The 19,049-nt window shown below is 72.2% G+C and carries 17 protein-coding genes and 1 tRNA gene; 7 read left to right on the top strand and 11 right to left on the bottom strand.

Annotated elements, in window-relative coordinates; translation table 11 throughout:
• Positions 1-126: 126 nt before the first annotated feature.
• Positions 127-1,092, top strand: a complete 966-nt coding sequence (locus AB0G50_RS07735; RefSeq protein WP_360103436.1) for a 4-(cytidine 5'-diphospho)-2-C-methyl-D-erythritol kinase — start codon at positions 127-129, stop codon at positions 1,090-1,092.
• A gap of 29 nt (positions 1,093-1,121) precedes the next feature.
• Positions 1,122-2,888 carry an ABC-F family ATP-binding cassette domain-containing protein gene (locus AB0G50_RS07730; protein WP_360103434.1) on the top strand — a complete coding sequence of 589 codons (1,767 nt, stop codon included), beginning with the start codon at positions 1,122-1,124 and terminating at the stop codon, positions 2,886-2,888.
• Positions 2,889-2,909: 21 nt separating this feature from the next.
• On the opposite strand, the gene AB0G50_RS07725 is transcribed toward AB0G50_RS07730, so the two are convergent.
• Together AB0G50_RS07725 and AB0G50_RS07720 are read right to left on the bottom strand one after the other, a co-directional pair.
• Complete coding sequence (locus AB0G50_RS07725) at positions 2,910-3,482, bottom strand: hypothetical protein (RefSeq protein ID WP_360103432.1); 573 nt, start codon at positions 3,480-3,482, stop codon at positions 2,910-2,912.
• A 121-nt stretch (positions 3,483-3,603) separates the two neighbouring features.
• Positions 3,604-4,797: a DivIVA domain-containing protein gene (locus tag AB0G50_RS07720; protein ID WP_360103430.1), complete on the bottom strand. Its 1,194-nt coding sequence runs from the start codon at positions 4,795-4,797 to the stop codon at positions 3,604-3,606.
• A gap of 125 nt (positions 4,798-4,922) precedes the next feature.
• Between AB0G50_RS07720 and AB0G50_RS07715 the strand changes: the two genes are divergently transcribed.
• Positions 4,923-6,569, top strand: a complete 1,647-nt coding sequence (locus AB0G50_RS07715) for a fatty acyl-AMP ligase (protein ID WP_360103428.1) — start codon at positions 4,923-4,925, stop codon at positions 6,567-6,569.
• Between the two features lie 47 nt (positions 6,570-6,616).
• Here AB0G50_RS07715 and pth read toward each other — a convergent pair whose 3' ends face one another.
• From pth to AB0G50_RS07675, 8 genes are all read right to left on the bottom strand, one after another.
• Positions 6,617-7,180, bottom strand: a complete 564-nt coding sequence (pth, locus tag AB0G50_RS07710) for an aminoacyl-tRNA hydrolase (RefSeq protein ID WP_360103426.1) — start codon at positions 7,178-7,180, stop codon at positions 6,617-6,619.
• Entirely contained in the window at positions 7,170-7,685 is a 516-nt protein-coding gene (locus tag AB0G50_RS07705; RefSeq protein ID WP_360103424.1) for a DivIVA domain-containing protein, read from the bottom strand. Before AB0G50_RS07705 ends, pth begins: the two co-directional genes overlap by 11 nt.
• Positions 7,686-7,743: 58 nt before the next feature.
• Positions 7,744-8,349, bottom strand: a complete 606-nt coding sequence (locus AB0G50_RS07700) for a 50S ribosomal protein L25/general stress protein Ctc (RefSeq protein ID WP_360103422.1) — start codon at positions 8,347-8,349, stop codon at positions 7,744-7,746.
• Positions 8,350-8,848: 499 nt separating this feature from the next.
• Complete coding sequence (locus tag AB0G50_RS07695; protein ID WP_360103420.1) at positions 8,849-9,820, bottom strand: ribose-phosphate diphosphokinase; 972 nt, start codon at positions 9,818-9,820, stop codon at positions 8,849-8,851.
• A gap of 8 nt (positions 9,821-9,828) precedes the next feature.
• The gene (glmU, locus tag AB0G50_RS07690) at positions 9,829-11,313 is read right to left on the bottom strand and encodes a bifunctional UDP-N-acetylglucosamine diphosphorylase/glucosamine-1-phosphate N-acetyltransferase GlmU (RefSeq protein WP_360103418.1); all 1,485 of its coding nucleotides are present in this window, start codon (positions 11,311-11,313) and stop codon (positions 9,829-9,831) included.
• 66 nt (positions 11,314-11,379) lie between these two features.
• Complete coding sequence (locus AB0G50_RS07685; RefSeq protein ID WP_360103416.1) at positions 11,380-13,080, bottom strand: GGDEF domain-containing protein; 1,701 nt, start codon at positions 13,078-13,080, stop codon at positions 11,380-11,382.
• Positions 13,081-13,123: 43 nt separating this feature from the next.
• Positions 13,124-13,194: transfer RNA gene (locus tag AB0G50_RS07680), tRNA-Gln, on the bottom strand.
• 127 nt (positions 13,195-13,321) lie between these two features.
• Positions 13,322-14,470, bottom strand: a complete 1,149-nt coding sequence (locus AB0G50_RS07675; RefSeq protein ID WP_360103414.1) for an alpha/beta fold hydrolase — start codon at positions 14,468-14,470, stop codon at positions 13,322-13,324.
• A gap of 154 nt (positions 14,471-14,624) precedes the next feature.
• On the opposite strand from AB0G50_RS07675, the gene AB0G50_RS07670 reads away from it, so the two are divergent.
• The 4 genes from AB0G50_RS07670 to AB0G50_RS07655 all read left to right on the top strand — a co-directional run bounded on the left by AB0G50_RS07670 (position 14,625) and on the right by AB0G50_RS07655 (position 17,941).
• Entirely contained in the window at positions 14,625-15,581 is a 957-nt protein-coding gene (locus tag AB0G50_RS07670) for an acyl-CoA desaturase (protein WP_360103412.1), read from the top strand.
• Between the two features lie 100 nt (positions 15,582-15,681).
• A complete protein-coding gene (locus tag AB0G50_RS07665) occupies positions 15,682-16,278 on the top strand; it encodes a TetR/AcrR family transcriptional regulator (protein ID WP_360103506.1) in 597 nt (198 codons plus the stop codon).
• 815 nt (positions 16,279-17,093) lie between these two features.
• Entirely contained in the window at positions 17,094-17,507 is a 414-nt protein-coding gene (locus tag AB0G50_RS07660) for an SRPBCC family protein (protein WP_360103410.1), read from the top strand.
• On the top strand, positions 17,504-17,941 hold the full coding sequence (locus AB0G50_RS07655) for a MarR family winged helix-turn-helix transcriptional regulator (protein ID WP_360103408.1): 438 nt from the start codon (positions 17,504-17,506) through the stop codon (positions 17,939-17,941). The genes AB0G50_RS07660 and AB0G50_RS07655 overlap by 4 nt, the downstream gene beginning before the upstream one ends.
• On the opposite strand, the gene AB0G50_RS07650 is transcribed toward AB0G50_RS07655, so the two are convergent.
• On the bottom strand, positions 17,922-19,022 hold the full coding sequence (locus tag AB0G50_RS07650; protein WP_360103406.1) for a PQQ-dependent sugar dehydrogenase: 1,101 nt from the start codon (positions 19,020-19,022) through the stop codon (positions 17,922-17,924). The two genes, AB0G50_RS07655 and AB0G50_RS07650, sit on opposite strands and share 20 nt — an antisense overlap.
• Between the last annotated feature and the right edge of the window lie 27 nt (positions 19,023-19,049).

Genomic DNA, 19,049 nt, shown 5'->3' with positions numbered 1-19,049 from the left:
CCTCCGGCCCGCCGGAGGGGGTTTCGCGCTTCCCCGACCGCCCCCGCCGGCCTCCGCGAGGGGGAAAAGCGCCGGTCGGAGGCGGGTGGGAGCGAGCACCCCTCGAACGCCCGTAGGCTTCATGGCGTGCTCGCCGTAGTCCCACCCCCGGTAACCGTCCGCGTCCCGGCCAAGGTGAACCTGCACCTCGCCGTCGGTGACCCACGCGCCGACGGCTACCACGACCTGGTGACGATCTTCCAGGCGCTGTCGCTGACCGACGAGGTCACCGTGGCGGCGACCGACGAACCCGGGGTCGAGGTGCACGGCGAGGGCGCGGACGACGTGCCCGCCGGGCCCGGCAACCTCGCGTGGAAGGCCGTGCGGGCGCTCGCCGCGCACGTCGGCCGCGACCCCGAGGACCCGAAGGTCCGGGTGTCGATCAAGAAGAGCATCCCGGTGGCGGGCGGCATGGCGGGTGGCAGCGCGAACGCGGCGGCCACGCTCGTCGGGCTCGCGTCGCTGTGGCGGCTCGAGATCACCCGGGACGAGCTGTCCCGGGTCGCCGCGAAGCTCGGCGCGGACGTGCCGTTCGCGCTCTACGGCGGCACCGCGCTCGGCACCGACCGCGGCGACCAGATCGTGCCCGTGCTGGCCCGCCACCCGTTCCACTGGGTGCTGGCGTTCGACCGGCAGGGACTGTCCACACCCGAGGTCTTCACCGAACTCGACCGGCTGCGCGCCGAGGGCGACCCGCCCCGGGTCGGCGCGGCCGAGGCGGTGCTGGAGGGGCTGGCCTCCGGCGACCCCCGGCAACTCGCGCTGCTGCTGGGCAACGACCTCCAGGCGGCGGCCGTGTCGCTGCGGCCCAACCTGCGCCGGACGCTGCGCGCGGGCGTGAACGCGGGCGCGCTGGCCGGCATGGTGTCCGGCTCCGGGCCGACGTGCGCGTTCCTGTGCACCGACGGCGACGCGGCCGTGCGGGTGGCGGCGGAACTGGCCGGCGCGGGCGTGTGCCGCACGGTCCGGGTGGCGCAGGGGCCGGTGCACGGCGCCCGGGTGGTCGGCACCGAGGACACCTCGCGTCCGACACCGCCCGAAGTGCACGCGTAGCAACCCTTTTCTACGAGGAAAGACGGTCGATGGCCAACCTGGTCAACCTGGAAGCGGTCTCCAAGTCGTTCGGCGTGCGCCCCCTGCTGGAGGGCGTGTCGCTCGGTGTCGGCGAGGGCGACCGCATCGGCGTGGTGGGGCTCAACGGAGGCGGCAAGACCACGCTGCTGGAGGTGCTCGCCGGGCTCGCCGAGCCGGACGAGGGCCGGGTCAGCCAAACCCGGGGCCTGCGGATGGCCGTGGTGACCCAGCGGACCGAGCTGGCCGAGGGGTCGACCGTGCGCCACGCGGTCATCGACCCGCTCGGGTTCGACGCCGAGCACGAGTGGGCCTCGGACGCGCGCGTCCGGTCCATCCTGGACGGTCTCGGCATCACCGCGCTGGGCCTGGACTCCCCGGTCGGCACCATGTCCGGTGGCGAACGCCGGCGCGTCGCGCTGGCCGCCGCCCTGGTGCAGGAACTGGACCTGGTGGTGCTGGACGAGCCCACCAACCACCTGGACATCGAGGGCGTCCGCTGGCTGGCCGAGCACCTGCTGGCCCGCCGCACGGCCCTCGTCGTCGTCACCCACGACCGGTGGTTCCTGGACACCGTGTGCTCGCGCACGTGGGAGGTCGTCGGCGGCAAGGTCGAGCAGTACGAGGGCGGTTACGCGGACTGGATCTTCGCCCGCGCCGAGCGCGGCCGGCTCGCCGACACCCTCGAGGAGAAGCGCCGCAACCTGGCCCGCAAGGAACTCGCGTGGTTGCGCCGCGGCGCGCCGGCTCGCACCTCCAAGCCCCGCTACCGGATCGAGGCCGCCGAGACGCTGATCTCCGACGTGCCGCCGCCGCGCGACTCGGTGGAGCTGCTGGCGTTCGCCAAGCGCCGGCTCGGTCGCACCGTGCTGGAGGTCGAGGACGCCACGCTGACCGTCGGCGACCGCACCCTGGTGCGCGACCTGACGTGGCGGATCGGCCCGGGCGACCGGGTCGGCATCGTCGGCGTGAACGGGTCGGGCAAGACGACGCTGCTGCGCGCGCTGGCCGGCGAGCGCGAACTGGCCGCCGGGAAGCGGATCCAGGGCCAGACGGTGAAACTGGCGCACCTGAGCCAGGAGCTGCACGACCTCGACGGGTCGATGCGGGTGCTGGAGGCGGTCGAGGAGATCGCACGCCGGGTCGTGCTGGGCAAGCAGGAGCTGTCCGCCTCGCAGCTGGCCGAGCGGTTCGGGTTCTCCTCGCAGAAGCAGTGGACGCCGGTGGGCGACCTGTCCGGCGGCGAGCGGCGGCGGTTGCAGCTGTGCCGGCTGCTGATGGCCGAGCCGAACGTGCTGCTGCTCGACGAGCCGACCAACGACCTGGACATCGACACGTTGCAGCAGCTGGAGGACCTGCTCGACTCGTGGCCCGGCACGCTCGTGGTGATCTCGCACGACCGGTACCTGGTCGAGCGGGTGTGCGACCACGTCGTGGCGCTGCTCGGCGACGGCGGCCTGACCGACCTGCCCGGCGGCATCGAGGAGTACCTCCGCCGCCGGGACGCGGCCCGGGACGTGCCGGCGCCGACGTCAACCGGGTCCGGGAAGCAGCCCTCGTCGGCGGCCGACCAGCGCGCCGCGCGCAAGGAGCTGTCCCGGCTGGAGCGCCGGCTCGAGACGTTGAAGAAGAAGGAGACGCAGCTGCACTCGGCGCTGGCCGAGGCGGCCACCGACCCGGAGCGGCTGATCGCGCTGGACCAGGAGCTGAAGGCGGTGCTCGCCGAGGCCGAGGACGTCGAGTCGCAGTGGCTGGAGGCCGCGGAGGTGGCCGAGTGACCGGCCGCCTCCGCGCACCGGTCAGGAGCTGAGCTTCTTCGCCACCGACTTGCCGAGCTGCTCCAGGACGGGCAGGCCCTCGTCCTGGGTCGGACCCATGTACTCCAACGACACGAGCATGTCGTCCTTCGCGATCAGCAGCACGCTGTCGACCGCGTCACCGCGCTGGAACGACACGGCGAACTGGACGTCCGCGCCGACCGGCGGCACGGCCAGTTCGCCGATCACCGTCAGCGGCTTGCCGTCGGAGGTCTGGCGCGGCGCGCAGTCCAGCGCCGCCTTCGCCTGCTCGACGGTCTCCTTCGGCGCGGTCGCCTTCCGGTAGGGCACGACGTACTGGCTGACCACCGAGCCCTTGCCGATCCAGGTGTGCATCTCGCGCAACGTGGACTGGTGGGTGTCGGTGTTGTACGGTCCCGGGCACGGGAGCAGCGGGTAGAAGCCGTAGGGCTTCTCCTCCGCCGGCCGGTACCCCGCGCCGGTCGCGGCCATCTCGTCGTCGCTGAGCTTCGTGTTCGCCACCCGGACCGTCGGGTCCGGCACCGGCGAGGCGGCCGTGGCGCTGGTCGAGGAACCCGTGGTGGGAGTGGACACCTGGTTGCTGGGCGAAGTCGCCTCCGGTGCGGCCGTACAACCGGCAAGCACGCAGAGCACGACGAAAAGCCCCCCTTTTCGCATGCCTCCGGACGCTACACGGGCCGCCGACCCCGTTCCGTCACCGGCCCCGTTTGCGCAGTTCGGCCACCAGCAACGGCATCAGCTCGTCCACGAACGAGCAGTCGTAGCCCTGCCCGTTCATCAGCGACAGCGCGAACCGGGTTTTGCCGACCTCCGCCGAGTCCGCCCCGATCATGCCGTCCAGCGCGACCCCGATCTCCTCGAGCACCCGGTCCACCTGCGTGGCGCGGTACCCGCGCTGGGACACCTGCGCGGTCGGGATCTTGATCATCCGCAGCTGCTTCCACGACGTGATCGGGGGCAGGTCGGCCGGGCGCAGCGGTCCGTCGCCCAGCTGCTTCTCCACCCGGGCGAGGAACGCGTCCACCTCGTTCTCGTCGTAGCCGCGGCGGCCGAACATCGGTCGGGAGAAGCGGATCTCGCGGATCTCCTGCGCGGTCAGGTCGTCCTGGCCCAGCAGGGTGTTCTCGATGCGGTCGAGGAACTTGTCCACCTGGGACTCCTGGTAGCCGCGGCGACCGCGCGGCGGCTTGCCGAACGCGGCCGTGCGCACGTCCCGCGCGGTCAGCGGCCGGGTGCCCGGCTGCGAGCGCGGTCGGGCAGGCGGGATCGGCATCGTCAGCGGCGCGGGCTGCGGGTTGCGCTCCAGGGTGACCACGACCAGGTCGAGGAACGTGTCCACGTCCTCGTCGTCGTAGCCCGCCTGACCCGGCGGCGCGTAGCCGAACTCGATCTCCTGGACCTCCTGGGCGGTCAGGTCGTCCCGGCCGCTCAGGGTCTTCTCGATCCGGATCAGGAACTGGTCGATCTGACCCTCGTGGTAGCCCCGGTTGCCCGGCCGCGGCTTGTGGAACCGCACCCCGCGCACGTCCGCGGGCGTCAGCTGCGGCGCCGGGCGCAACCCGGTGTGCGTGGCGTGCGCGCCCTGCGCCGGCGCGGCGGCCTGGCGCAGCTGCGGTGTGCTCTTGAGCGTTTCGGCCACCAGGTCCATGAACACGTCGACCTCGGCCGCGTGGTAGCCCGGTCTGGCGCCGCGGAACCGCTTGCGTCTCACCTCGTCCTCGGAGACGTCGTCGCGACCGCGCAGCGTCTCCTCGATGCGGTCGAGGAACTCGTCCACCTCGTGCTCGTCGTACCCCGGCATCCCGGGTGGAGGGCGGTGGAACGACACCTGGCGCAGGTCCTGCGCGCTCAGCAACGGCGCCGGATGCGCCGGCACGTCCTGTCCCACCGGAAAACCCGCCCGTTCCACCCGAACCTCCTTCGTGTTGGTACCGGGGAGTATCGCCTGATGACGGCCTAGTTGTTTCGCCCTATCGGCTCAATGCTCCCGGTGTCCGTTCTACCCTGATGCGCATGAGCCGGTTCGTGGACACGATGGTGGCAACGGCGAGGGGCGCGGGAGGCCGGTCGAGGGGTATCACCACGGGTGAACCGGGCACACCCGTGCGCCGGACGTGGGCCGAGGTCAACGAGCGGGCGGCGCGCACCGCGGGCGCGCTCGTCGCGGCCGGCGTCGCACCCGGCGCGTCGCTCGCGATCCTCGCGGGCGACCCGGCGGCCATCGCGCCCGCCGTGCAGGCCGTGTGGCTCGCGGGCGGCAGCACGACGATGCTGCACCAGCCCACCGCGCGCACCGACCTCGCCGAGTGGGCGCACGACACCCTCCGGGTGCTGGCCATGATCGACGCGCGGCTGGTGCTGCTCGGCAGCCCGTTCGACGCGCTGGCCGCCGTGCTGGACGAGCACGGCGTGGCCTACCGGACCCTCGACTCGCTCGACGGCGACCCGCTCGCCGAACCGGTCGAGGTCGCCGAGTCCGCCACCGCGCTGCTCCAGCTGACCAGCGGCTCCACCGCCGACCCGAAGGCCGTCCGGATCACCCACGGCAACCTGTGGTCCAACGCCAAGGCGATGGAGACCGCGGCCGTGCTGGACCCGGAGACCGACCGCATGGTGTCGTGGCTGCCGCTGTTCCACGACATGGGCATGGTCGGCTTCCTGACCGTGCCCATGCTGTTCGGCATCGACCTGGTGAAGGTGACCCCGGTCGACTTCCTCGCCCGGCCCACCCTGTGGCCGGACCTGATCAGCCGGTACCGCGGCACGATCACCGCCGCGCCGAACTTCGCCTACGCCATCGCCGCCCGGCGGATGGCCGGTGTCGCCGACGGCGCGTTCGACCTGTCCACGCTGCGCATCGCGCTCAACGGCGCCGAGCCCATCGACCCCGTCGCGGTGAAGTCGTTCACCGACGCGGGGGAGCGGTTCGGGCTGCGCGCCGAGTGCGTGCTGTGCGCCTACGGCATGGCCGAGACCACGCTGGGCGTCGCGTTCGCGCCCGCGTTCACCGGCATCGCGGTGGACCACGTCGACCCGGAGGAGCTGGAGGCGGGCAGGCGGGCCGTGCCGGTGCCGGCGGACGCGCCGGGCGCGCGGTCGTTCCCGCTGCTCGGGCCGCCGCTGCCGGGCCTGGAGGTGCAGGTCGTGGACGACGCGGGCGCGGTGCGCGGTGAGCGCGAGGTCGGGCAGCTGCGGGTGCGCGGCGAGGCCGTGACGCCCGGGTACCTGACCGTGGACGGGCCGCGCGACACCCAGGACGCGGACGGGTGGCTCGACACCGGCGACGAGGGCTACGTGGTCGACGGCCAGGTCGTGGTGTGCGGGCGGCGCAAGGACGTGATCATCATGGGCGGCCGCAACATCTACCCCACCGACATCGAGCGCGCCGCCACGTCCGTCGAGGGCGTGCGCGCGGGCAACGCGGTGGCCGTGCGGCTGGACGCGGGCACCCGGCGCGAGCGGTTCGCCGTCGTGGTCGAGTCGCGGCTGGCGGGGGAGGACGAGGCGGTGAAGCAGCTGTCCAAGCAGATCAGCGCGCGGGTGGTCGACGCGGTCGGCCTGCGGCCGTACACCGTGGTCGTGCTGAAGCCCGGCAGCCTGCCGAAGACCCCGTCGGGCAAGCTGCGCCGCTCGGCGGCGTCGGTGCTCGTGCCGGGCTAGCGGAAGCTGTGCCTTGGCGGAACCTGTGCCCTAGTGGAATTTGTGCCCTAGTGGAACCTGTTCTGGGCGGCTTCGAGGCCCTCGGCCACGAGGGCCTCGACCGCGTCCGCCGCCCGGTCCAGCTCGAAGGCCAGCTCCTTGCGCTCCGCCGGTGAGAAGTCCCGCAGCACGTAGTCGGCCGGGTCCATCCGACCCGGCGGCCGGTCCACGCCGAAGCGCACCCGGTGGTAGTCCTTGCCGCCCAACGACTTCGTGATGGACCGCAGGCCGTTGTGCCCGTTGTCGCCGCCGCCGAGCTTGAGCCGGACGACCGCGAACGGCAGGTCCAGCTCGTCGTGCACGACGATCACCGACGCCGGCTTGAAGAAGTTGACGGTGCCCGCGACCGGCCCGCCCGAGTTGTTCATGTAGCCGCGCGGCTTGGCCAGCACCACCCGGTGCCCCGACAGCCTGCCCTCGACCACCTCGGCGCCACCCTTGTGCGCCTTGAACCGGCCGCCGATCCGGTCGGCCAGCACGTCCAGCACCAGGAACCCGGCGTTGTGCCGGTTGCCCTCGTACTTCGGGCCCGAGTTGCCCAACCCGACGACCAGGGTCACGTCATCGACCACGGAACCGCAACTCCTGCTCAAGCTCGTCCAACAGGGCGTCGACGGCCTGCACCCGGTACCCGCGCCGCATGCCCGACGTGAGGCTGAACCTGGTGTGGCGCACCTCGGTCGAGGTCATCCGCCCGGTGCCGGCGAGAGCGGCGGCGGCCCGCTTGAGGAAGGCGTCGACTTCGCCGCGATCGTAGCCGCCCGACGCCTTGGGCAGCTTCACCGCCAGCAGTTCGTCGGCGGTGCCGAGGTTCGTCGGCGGCACGAGCCCGGCGCGGAGTTGCCACTCGACGCGACCGAGGAACTCGTCCACCGGCTTCTGGTCGTACCCGCCGGGCACTTCGTGGAACACGACCTCGCGGATCCGGTCGGGGTGCAGGACGATCCGCCCCGAGAGCGCATCCGCCACTTTCAACACCACGGCGTCCACCTGCGCCGGGTCGTAGCCCTTGCCCCCGCGTCTTCGCGGGAACCGGGTGGCGCGCACCTGCGCCGGGCTCAGATACGCGGACGGCACGCCACCCCAGCCGTGAGGCGGAGGGGGCGTGCCGTTCGACCAGCCCGACGTGATGGGCTCAGCCTTCTTCGGAGGCCTCGGGCTCGGCGGCGTCGCCGTCGCCACCCTCGAGGTCGGCGGCCGTCGGCGCGGCGTTCACCGCGAGGACCAGCGCGTCGGCGTCGGTGATCAGGTTCGCGCCCTCGGGCAGCGCGAGGTCCGAGGCGTGGATCTGGGTGCCGGCGGCGACGCCCGCGACAGAGATCTCGATCTGCTCGGGCAGGTTCAGCGCGTCGGCCTCCACCTGGACGGTGGTCAGGTCCTGGGTGACCAGGATGCCGGGGCCGGGCTCGCCGGTGATGACGACGGGCACCTCGACGGTGACCTTCTCGCCCCGCTTGACCAGCAGCAGGTCGACGTGCTCGATGTAGTTCTTGATCGGGTGCGTGGTGACGGTCTTGGTCAACGCCAACTCGCTGGACGAGTCGATGTCCAGGGTGAGGACGGCGTTGTGACCGTGCTCGCGGACGACACGGGCGAACTCCAGCGCCGGCAGAGCCAGGTGCTTCGGGTCGGAACCGTGGCCGTAAAGAACCGCGGGGATCTTGCCGGCGCGGCGGGTGCGGCGGGCGGCGCCCTTGCCGAACTCGGTGCGCTGCTCTGCGGCGAGACGGACCTCGGACACGGTGGGGCTCTCCTAACGGTCTGGCCTTGTACGTCGGGCGGGGCGTTCGAGCGGGGTGGGTCGGCCTGCGGCGGCGGGCGGCGCGGAAGATGGTGAACACGCGCGGCATCATCAACCGCCGCGTCGATCACGCCGAGCGTGATGCTCGCCCTCGCCGAGGCAACCCGACCAGTGTAGGCCCGCCGTCGTCCGACGTCCTAATCGGGGTTCCCGGTAACCCCGGCGTTCTCACTCGAACGTGTCATCCGATCGAGTTCGTCGACCGCCGCGAGGACCGCGGCGGGCCCGGTGAGCGCGATCGTCCTGAGCGATGTCGCCCCACCCCGGGAGGTGCTCCGGGGCGCCTCCGCGTGCGACCACCGGTACGGCTCGGTCGACGCTCCCGGCTCGGTCGGGTCCGCCGCGCGGTCGCGCGCAGGCTCATGTCACCGGACCGGTCGCGGAACGGGACGAAGCCGGCGCGCTCGGGAGCGTGCCGGCTTCGGGTGACCCGGGGCGGTCAGGCGTTGCCGTCGAACAGGCTCGTCACCGAGCCGTCCTCGAAGACCTCCTGGATGACCCTCGCCAGCAGCGGCGCGATCGGCAGGACCGTCATCGCGTCGAAGCGCTTCTCGATCGGGATCGGCAGGGTGTCGGTGAACACGACCTCGCGCGCGCCGCACGCCTCCAGCCGGTCCACCGCCGGGCCGGACAGCACCGGGTGGGTGGCCGCGATGACCACGTCCGACGCGCCCTCGGCCAGCAGCTGCTCGACCGCCTTGGTGATCGTGCCGCCGGTGTCGACCATGTCGTCGATCACCACGCACAGCCGGCCGCGCACCTGGCCGACCACGCGGTTGGCCACGACCTCGTTCGGCCGGTTCGGGTCGCGGGTCTTGTGGATGAACGCGATCGGCGCGCCGCCCATCGTGTCGGCCCACTTCTCGGCCAGCTTGGTGCGGCCCGCGTCCGGCGACACGATCGTCATGTCCTGGCCCGCGTACTTGGACTTGATGTGCTCGGCCAGCAGCGGCATCGCCCACAGGTGGTCGACCGGGCCGTCGAAGAAGCCCTGGATCTGGGCGGTGTGCAGGTCGACGGCCACCAGCCGGTCCGCGCCCGCGGTCTTGAACAGGTCCGCGACCAGGCGGGCCGAGATCGGCTCGCGGCCGCGGTGCTTCTTGTCCTGCCGGGCGTACGGGTAGAACGGCATGATCACGGTGATCCGCTTGGCGGACGCCCGCTTCAGCGCGTCGACCATGATCAGCTGTTCCATCAGCCACTGGTTGATCGGCGCGCAGTGCGACTGCACGACGAACGCGTCGCAGCCGCGCACCGACTCCTCGAACCGCACGAAGATCTCGCCGTTGGCGAAGTCGTAGGCCGACTGCGGCGTCACCGACACGTTCAGGTGCTTGGCCACCTGCTCGGTCAGCTCCGGGTAGGCGCGTCCCCCGAAGAGCATCAGGTTCTTCTTGGGTGTCCCGGGCATGGTGGGGTTCACGGTCGGCGCCTTTCCTCTGTCTGCTCGCCATTCTCGGACGACAGGGCACGCTCCGCCGCCTGGGCGGAACCGGTGCCCGGACGGCGGTCGAGGACCCAGCCCTCGAGGTTGCGCTGGGCACCGCCGGACACGGCGAGCGCGCCCGGCGGCACGTCGCGGCGCACCACGGTGCCCGCGCCCGTGTAGGCGCCGTCACCCACCGTCACGGGAGCGACGAACATGTTGTCCGAGCCGGTCCGGGCGTGCGAGCCGATGACGGTGCGGTGCTTGCGCACGCCGTCGTAGTTCACCGTCACGCTGGCCGCGCCGATGTTCGAGTGCTCACCGACGGTGGTGTCGCCGATGTAGCTCAGGTGCGGCACCTTCGAGTGCGCGCCGATGGTCGAGTTCTTCACCTCGACGAACGTGCCGATCTTGCCGTCCGCGCCGAGCGACGTGCCCGGCCGCAGGTAGGCGAACGGGCCGACCGACGCGCCCGCGCCGATCTCCGCGCCGGTGCCGTGCGTGCGCACGACCGACGCGCCCGCGCCGATCACGCAGCCCGACAGCGTGGTGTCCGGACCGACGACCGCGCCCTCGCCGACGACCGTGCCCGCCCGCAGTTGGACACCCGGCTCGACCAGGACGTCCCGCTCCAGCCGCACGTCGGCGTCCAGCCAGGTGGTGGCCGGGTCCACGACGGTCACACCGGAGCGCATCCAGCCCTCCACGATCCGCCGGTTGAGCTCGGCGCCGAGCCGGGCCAGCTGCACGCGGTCGTTCACGCCCTCGACCAGCCACGCGTCGGAGGTGGCGAGCGCGCCCACCGGGCGGCCGTCGGCGCGGGCGATGGTGAGCACGTCGGTCAGGTACAGCTCGCCCTGGGCGTTGTCGGTCGACAACCGCGACAGGCCGTCCCGCAGCACGGCCGCGTCGAACGCGTACACGCCCGAGTTGATCTCCGTGATGGCGCGCTGCGCGTCGGTGGCGTCCTTCTGCTCCACGATCGCGGCCACCGAGCCGTCGGCGTCGCGCACGATCCGGCCGTACCCGGTGGGGTCCGGGACGACCGCGGTCAGCACGGTCACCGCGTTGCCCCGCGCGCCGTGCTCGGCGAGCAGCGCGCGCAGCGTGTCGGCGTCCAGCAGCGGGACGTCGCCGTAGGTCACGACGACCGTGCCGGCCAGGTCGGCGGGCAGTTCGGCCAGACCGCAGCCGACCGCGTGGCCGGTGCCCTTCTGCTCGTCCTGCACCGCGATGACGACCTTGCGCTCCAGCGCGGTCGAGAGGGTGTCGAGGTGTTCCGCGACCGCGGCGCGGCCGTGCCCGACCACCACGGCCAGGTGGTCCGGGTCGGTGCCCGCGGCGGCGCGCACGGCGTGTTCGACCAGAGTCCGGCCGGCCACGCGGTGCAGAACCTTGGGGGTGGCTGAGCGCATGCGGGTGCCTTCACCCGCTGCGAGGACGATCGTGCTGACCGGGGTGGGGACACCCTCGAACATCAGCGCTCTCCCTAGTTCCGGTTCGGGACTGCGACGGGAGGGCCTGGCTCCCGCCAGGTGCTGATACTAAGCCTCCGCGGAGGCCTCCCCCTCGACCGCGGCAACCTGGCAGCCACCTCTGCGCTTCGCCACGTACATCGCGGAGTCAGCTCGGGCCAAGGCCTGGTTGGCCGTCTCGTGCGGTCGCACGGAGATCACCCCGACGGACAGCGTCACGCCCCTGGACAGGTCGGATGGCAAGTCCGCGACCGCTTCCACGGCCCGGCCGAGCGCCGCCTCGGCCGCCGAGAGGGGCGCTCCGGGCAGCAGCACCACGAACTCGTCGCCGCCGTACCTGGCCACCAGGTCGTCGCCCCGCAACGCCTGGCGGAGTGTGCTGGCAATCACGCGGAGGACATCGTCACCCTCGGCGTGCGAGTGCCTGTCGTTGACCACTTTGAACCCGTCCAGGTCCACCAGCGCGATGGCCATCGGGTGGGTCTGGGCGGACAGCAGCGCGCCGATCCGCTCGTCCAGCGCGCGCCGGTTCGGCAGGCCGGTCAGCGGGTCCTGCATGGCCTGCTGCGAGACGGTGCCGTGCGCCCTGGTCAGCCGCTCGTGGTCGCGCCTGGTCAACAGGGTCGAGGTGCGGGCCTCCTGCATCAGCCACAGCTCGACCTCCAGCGCGCGGGCGTAGTCCTCCAGCGCGGACACCGTGCGCTCGCCGTGCGGGCCGGACATCCGGGCGTACTCGCGGACCAGGCACAGCATCAGGGTCGGTTCGGAGGTGTCCGCGTCGAGCCGGGTGCGCGCGTCGCTGAGCACCTGGAGCGCCTGCTGCGGCAACTCCTCGATCTCCAGGCACCGGGCGAGCGCGATCGACACGATGATCAGCTCGCGCGCGTACATGGCCAGCTCCCGCAACGACCACAGCCGCGCGATGTGCTGCGCGCCCGGTTTGGCCAGCGCGTGCGCGGCGCCGATGATCGGTACCTGCTCGGCGGCCGTGCGGTCCCGCCGGCCGGGGTGCAGCGACTCGCGGAACGGGCCCTCCACGGCGGTGGCGATCGCGGACGCGGTGGTGAACCGGCCCTGCGCCTCCTCCTGGTTGTTCACCCGTTCGAGACGCAGGCCCCACCCGATCAGCAGCCGCGTCCGGTTGACCAGGTGCACGTAGATCAGGTGCGGGCCGCCGCCGTCCCGGATCGCGTTGTGCGCCCGGGCGAGCACCTCGTCCGCCATCTCGTAGACGCCCAGCTGGGTGAGCACGAGCCCGGTCGTCTGGAGCGCGTTGGCGAGCAGCCGGTCCCAGGTGCGCTTGTCGAGCATCGGGTCCGGCGCGAGGTTCTCCTCCAGCATCGCGAGCCCGCTGGCCACCTCGGTGAGCGCCTTGTCCTCGAACCCGCCGAGCAGGTACCGCCGGCCGCGCAGCGCGTGGGCCTCGGCCTCCAGCACCAGCAGGCCGTGCCGGCGGCAGTGCGCGAGCAGCTCGTCCAGCACCGAGTCGGAGAACTCGACCAGGTCGGGGGTGACGATCCGGACCACGGCCGCCGCGCGCAGCAGTTGGCCGACGATCCGCGGCTCGCCCCGGCTCTGCGCCTCGGCCAGGATCTCGTCGACGTCGTGCGCCGCGTCGAGCTGGTCCTCGAAGGTGCTGCTCTGGGCCAGGGCCACGAGTTCGCTCGCGCGGCCGACCAGCCAGGCGTCGGACATCTCGTGGAGCGCCGGCGCCACGGTGCCCTGCTCGTCGACCGCGTCCTCGTGCAGCGACCCCCACCCCCCGGGCAACGCAGGGTTACGGCGGCACGGGCCGTGCGGCCCGGCCGTGTCGCTCCGCCACCAGGATTCGAACCTGGACCATCGGAACCAAAATCCGAGGTGCTGCCTTTACACCATGGCGGACCGGCGGGGGTGGACCACCGCCCGCGCGAACACATGTTGTCACGAGTGCCGACCAAAGGTCAGCACCACCACTCATGTGGCGGCCATCCCTCGGTAATTCGATCATGACACTTCGTGTTCCCGCAGGTCAAGCCGGTTTCGTCAGCGTACCCAGAAAGGTGGTCAGGTTCGCCGCGTACGCGGTGGGGTCGAGGTTCCACGAACCGGTGTGCTCCGCGCCGGGCGACTCGACGTAGTGGATCGGCCAGTCCAGGCGCTTCGACGCGGTCGCCAGCTCGCGCGACGCGGCCACCGGGACGGTGCCGTCGGAACCGCCGTGGAACAGCAGCGTCGGCGGCCGGTGCGCGGGCGGGTGGTCGAGCAGGTCGAACCGGTCGAAGTCCAGGTCCGCGCGCCAGTCCGAGACCAGTTCGGCCACCGGTACCAGTTGCGTCGGCACCCCGCGGTTGCGCGACTGGAGCTCCAGCGTGCGCGTCCAGCTCAGCACCGGCGCGTCCAGCACCAGCCCCTCGACCACGTCCGCCCGGGCCGACCTCGTCAGGAACTGGCCCACCAGCGCGCCGCCCATGGACCAGCCGTAGAGGACCACCTTCCGCGCGCCGTGCCCGGTCGCGTACTCGACCGCCGACTCGACGTCCCGCCACTCCGTGTCACCGAGGTGGTACAGGCCGTCCGGCGACGGGGGCGCGCCCGCGTCGTTGCGGTAGGTGATGTCCAGCACGGGGAACCCGGCCTCGTGCAGCGCGGGCAGCACCCTCAGCGCCTCGGCCCTGGTGCCGGCGCGGCCGTGCACCGCGATCACCCAGGTGTCGGCGGTCGCGGGCACCAGCCACGCCGGCGCGTCGCCGAGCTCGGTCGGCACCCGGACCTCCTGGTAGTCCAGGCCGTGCGCGGTTCGGGGGTCCGAAGTCCACACGGTCGTCTCCAGGCGCACCTTCGTGCCGTCGGCGGGCGGGGTGCCGTCGAGCACCTCGCGGGTCACCCCGGCCTTGCCTCGCGACACCACCCGGCCCACCCTGGCCTGCCCGTCCGACCACACCAGGCCCCACGTGCCGGGCAGTCCGGCGGCCCGCGACTCGGTGAGCGTGACCACGCCCCGCGCCGAGCCGGCGACCGTGTCCGGGAAGCCCGGCCGGGACTCGTCGGGGTCGAGGAGTTGGCCGCTGTAGTACCAGCCCACGCCCAGCAGACCTGCGGTGACGAGCACGAACAGCGCGACCACCGCGATCGACACGATCCGGACGACCCGGCGGCGACGAACGTTGGACGACCCCATCAGCGAATGATGCGCCTGCCGTGATCGACACGCCCGAGTTCCTGAGAACACGCCGTGAAGTTCCGTTCGGCACTGGCGGGACAAGGTTCGCCTAACTTACGGTGTCGTAAGTTACGGTCCCGTAGGTAGCCCCCGACCACATAGAGGTACACGCATGACCAGCACCCTGGAGAGCAGGTCCACGCCGCCGGGTCCCGACAAGGGACCGAAGCCGATGCTCGAAGGCCAGCGCGGGAACGCCGAGCAGATCGGCGTCTACGTGTTCGTCATCGTGCCGTTCCTGGCTCTGCTGGCGGCGGTGCCGTTCGCCTGGGGGTGGGGGCTCGGCTGGGTCGACGTGGCGTTGTTCGTCGCGTTCTACTACCTCGCCGGGCTGGGCGTGACGATCGGCTACCACCGGTACTTCACCCACGGGTCGTTCAAGGCCAACCGCGCGCTCAAGATCGGCCTGGCCATCGCGGGCAGCATGGCGTTGCAGGGCCCGGTGATCACCTGGGTCGCCGACCACCGCCGCCACCACGCGTTCTCCGACCGCGAGGGCGACCCGCACTCGCCGTGGCTGTTCGGCTCCGGCCCGGTCGCGCTGGCCAAGGGCTTCTGGCACGCGCACATGGGCTGGCTGTTCGAGCGCGACAAGACCAACGCGCAGCGGTTCGCGCCCGACCTGCTGGCGGACAAGGACCTCCGCCGCGTCGACGACCTGTTCTGGCTGTGGACGATCATCTCGCTGCTCGCGCCCGCGCTGCTCGGCGGCTTGATCACCTGGTCGTTCGCGGGCGCCCTGTCGGCGTTCTTCTGGGCCGGGCTCGTGCGGGTCGCGTTCCTGCACCACGTCACGTGGTCGGTCAACTCGATCTGCCACATGGTGGGCGACCGGCCGTTCGCCGCCCGGGACCGCTCGGCGAACGTGTGGGCGCTCGCGATCCTGTCGTTCGGCGAGTCGTGGCACAACCTGCACCACGCCGACCCGACGTCCGCGCGGCACGGTGTCAAGCGGGGGCAGATCGACACCTCGGCGCGGCTGATCTGGGTGTTCGAGAAGTTCGGGTGGGCGACGAACGTGCGGTGGCCGAACGAGCAGCGGCTCGCGCGGATCTCCGTGAAGAAGTAGCTCCCGCGCGCCGGCCCCTCGCGACGTCCGCGAGGGGCCGGTGTTTAGGGTGACCGGGATGGCGGGGAGACGGGACGAGACGCCGGTGCCGCGTGTTCGGATGACCGGCAAGGAGCGACGCGAGCAGCTGCTCGACGTCGCTCGCGCGCTGTTCGCGGAGAAGGGGTTCGAGGTCACCTCGATCGAGGAGATCGCCCACCGCGCCGGTGTGTCGAAGCCCGTGGTGTACGAGCACTTCGGGGGCAAGGAAGGCATCTACGCGGTCGTGGTGGACCGGGAGATGCAGTACCTGATGGACCACATCGTGAACGCGTTGTCCGGGGGGCACCCCCGTGAGCTGCTGGAACAGGCGGCGTGCGCGTTGTTGGACTACATCGAGGGCTCGACGGACGGGTTCCGGATCCTGGTGCGCGACTCGCCGGTGGCCTCGTCGTACGGGACGTTCTCGTCGTTGCTGAACGACATCGCGTCGCAGGTCGAGTCGATCCTGGGGCAGCACTTCACCCAGCAGGGGTACGACCGGAAGCTGGCGGCCCTGTACAGCCAGGCGTTGGTGGGCATGGTGGCGCTGACCGGCCAGTGGTGGCTGGAGGTCCGCAAACCGAAGAAGGACGAGGTCGCCGCCCACCTGGTGAACCTGGCCTGGAAGGGCCTCTCCCACATGGACCACAAACCCCGCCTCCGCACCCGCCGCTAGCCGTGGTTCCCTCGTAGCATCGTTCAACAATCCCCTCGTCCTCTTGTTCGCTTGTTCCACGCTGGCCTAGCCGCGCCAGACAGGCCCGACCGAGGCGGTCGACACGCGGGACGGCGCTCGGCGACTCGCCAGAAACGGTGCGGTGCCACCGGGTCGCGGCCGGTCGGGCAACAAGCTGAACGAGTCCCGCGCCCACCGGGCCACGCGCCTCCGGGTCGTCGCCCGCATGGTCGAGCGTGCCGAACCCTTTGTGCGCCACAGGTTGCGCCCAGCCCCGGCTGCCGAGATCGCCGTGCTCGGGTCCCGGTCGATCGCGATCGGCTGCTTGCCCGCCTCTCCCGCGCTCACCGGTCACGCGCCTCCGGGTCGTCGCCCCGGACCTTCGAGCGTGCCGAACCCTTTGTGCGCCACAGGTTGCGCCCGGTGCCGGCCGCCGAGATCACCGCGCTCGGGTCCCGGTCGATCGTGATCGGCTGCTTGTCCGCCTCTCCTGCGGGCTCCCCGAAAACCGTGTGGTGTCGGCGGGTCGCGGCCGGTCGGGCAACACGCGGAACGAGTCCCGCGTCCACCGGTCACGCGCCTTCGGGTCGTCGCCCGCACGGTCGAGCGTGCCGAACCCTTTGTGTGCCACAGGTTGCGCCCAGCCCCGGCTGCCGAGATCGCCGTTACCGGCCCCTGATCGATCGTGATCGGTCGCTCGTCCGCTTCTCCCTCCGGCTCACCCGCGAGTTCGTGGAATCGATCCCCGGTCCCGTCCCGCGTCGGGCGGCTGCCCCTGCTGGACAAAGAAGTAAGTGGGCTTATAGTATGCGTGCATGGCAGATTACGAGTTCGAGCACAGCGTGGAGACCGACGCGAGCGCGGCGGCGGTGTGGGGGTTGTGGAGTGACGTGCGGCGGTGGGTGGAGTGGGACTCGTCGGTCGAGAGCGTGAGTCTCGACGGGGAGTTCGTGGTCGGGGCGGTGGGGCGGATGGTGGTCGAGGGGCAGCCGCCGCTGGTGTTCTCGTTGATCGAGGTCACCGAGGGGGAGTCCTTCACCGACGAGACCCGGGTGCCCGGTGCCGTGCTGCGGTTCGGGCACCGGTTGGCGGTCGTCGGCGGGCGGCTCCGGGTCACGCACCGGGTGGAGATCGACGGGGACGCGGCCGGGGAACTCGGGCCCCTGGTCACCTCCGACGTGCCCGCCGCGATGGACGGACTCGTGGGGCTGGCATCCTCGGCACGATGAGCGACGAACCGGCGACGCGGTGGGGTGGGCCCGGGGAGAGTCCCGGGTTCCTGCTCTGGCGCGTCACCCTCTCCTGGCAGCGGGCGATGCGGAACGCGCTCGCGCCGCACGACCTGACCCACGTGCAGTTCGTCCTGCTCGCCACCCTCTGGTGGCTGCACGACCACGAGGGGCCGCCCAGCCAGCAGAAACTCGCCGCCCGCGCCGGCACCGACACGATGATGACCAGCCAGGTGGTCCGCAAGCTCGAGGACCGCGGCCTGATCACCCGCGCGCCCGACCCGGCCGACGCGCGGGCCCGGCTGCTGGCCCTCACCACCGAGGGCCGGACCACCCTGGCCGGCGCCCTGGAGGACGTGGAGCACGCCGACGCGACCTTCTTCGCGGGCCACGACGACCTGGTCGCGGGCCTGGTCAGGCTGGGCGCACCCTGAGCACCTTGTCGTCGTCGCCGTTCGACGTCGTCAGGTACAGCGCGCCGTCCGGCCCCACGGCCGCGCCGCGCAACCGCCCGTACTTCCCGTCCAACTCCGGCGGCACGGACACCGAGTGCACCCCGCCCTCCGGCGTCACGGTCAGCAGCAACAACTTCGAGCCCTTCAACGCCGTCACCGCGAGCACCCCGTCCAGGGCGCCCCACGACGACCCCAGGAACGCCGCCGCGCACACCGCCTCCGTCGGACGGCCCGACGACCACACGGCGGGCACCGCGTCCGGGAACCGGACGGTGTCGGTCATCGGCACGCTCTCGTCGTAGGACTCCGAGGCACCGCCGCGCGACGGGTCCCAGCCGTAGTTCGCGCCCGCCCGCAGCACGTTCACCTCGTCGTCCACGTCCGGCCCGTGCTCGGCGGTGAACACCAGACCGTCCGGGCGCACCGCGATCCCCTGCACGTTCCGGTGCCCGTAGGTGTGGACGCGGTCACCGCCGGCGAACGCCTCGCCCGTCGCGAGGTTCAGCCGCAGCACCTTGCCGCCGTAGCTCGACCGGTCCTGCGCGACCGCCGGACGGGCCGTGTCGCCGGTGCCGACCAGCAGCGCGCCCTCCGCGTCGACCGCCAGCCGACACCCCGAGTGCCGCCCGCTCGGGTTCACCGGCAACCCGCCGAGCAGCGGGTCCACGACCTTGCGCGCCGAGGTCCCGGTCAGCTCCCAGGTCACCAGCCGCACGTCGGTCGCGGTGTCGTAGCAGGTGGTGAAGCGGTGCGAGGTGGCGAAGTCGGGGTGCACCAGCAACCCGAGCAGCCCGCCCTCGCCGCGGGCCACCACGTCGCCCAGGTCGGCGTCGACCGGCGTCGCCCGGCCGTCGGCCACGAGCGTCAGCCGGCCGGGCCGCTGCGGCACCAGGAGCCGGCCGTCGGGCAGGAAGCCGACGTCCCACGGGTGCGTCAGACCACCCACGACCTCGGTGACCGCCAACCCGCCCGGAACGGCCGACGACGGCGCCGTGCCCCCGGTCGAGGTCGTGCAGCCCGCGAGCACCAGCACCACGGCGAACCCGGCGAGTCGGCGCATACCGCCCAGGATGCACCGGTCGGGGTG

Source organism: Actinosynnema sp. NPDC020468, assembly GCF_040642015.1.
Taxonomy (GTDB): Bacteria; Actinomycetota; Actinomycetes; order Mycobacteriales; family Pseudonocardiaceae; genus Actinosynnema.
This window is presented reverse-complemented; position numbering and strand designations above follow the sequence as displayed.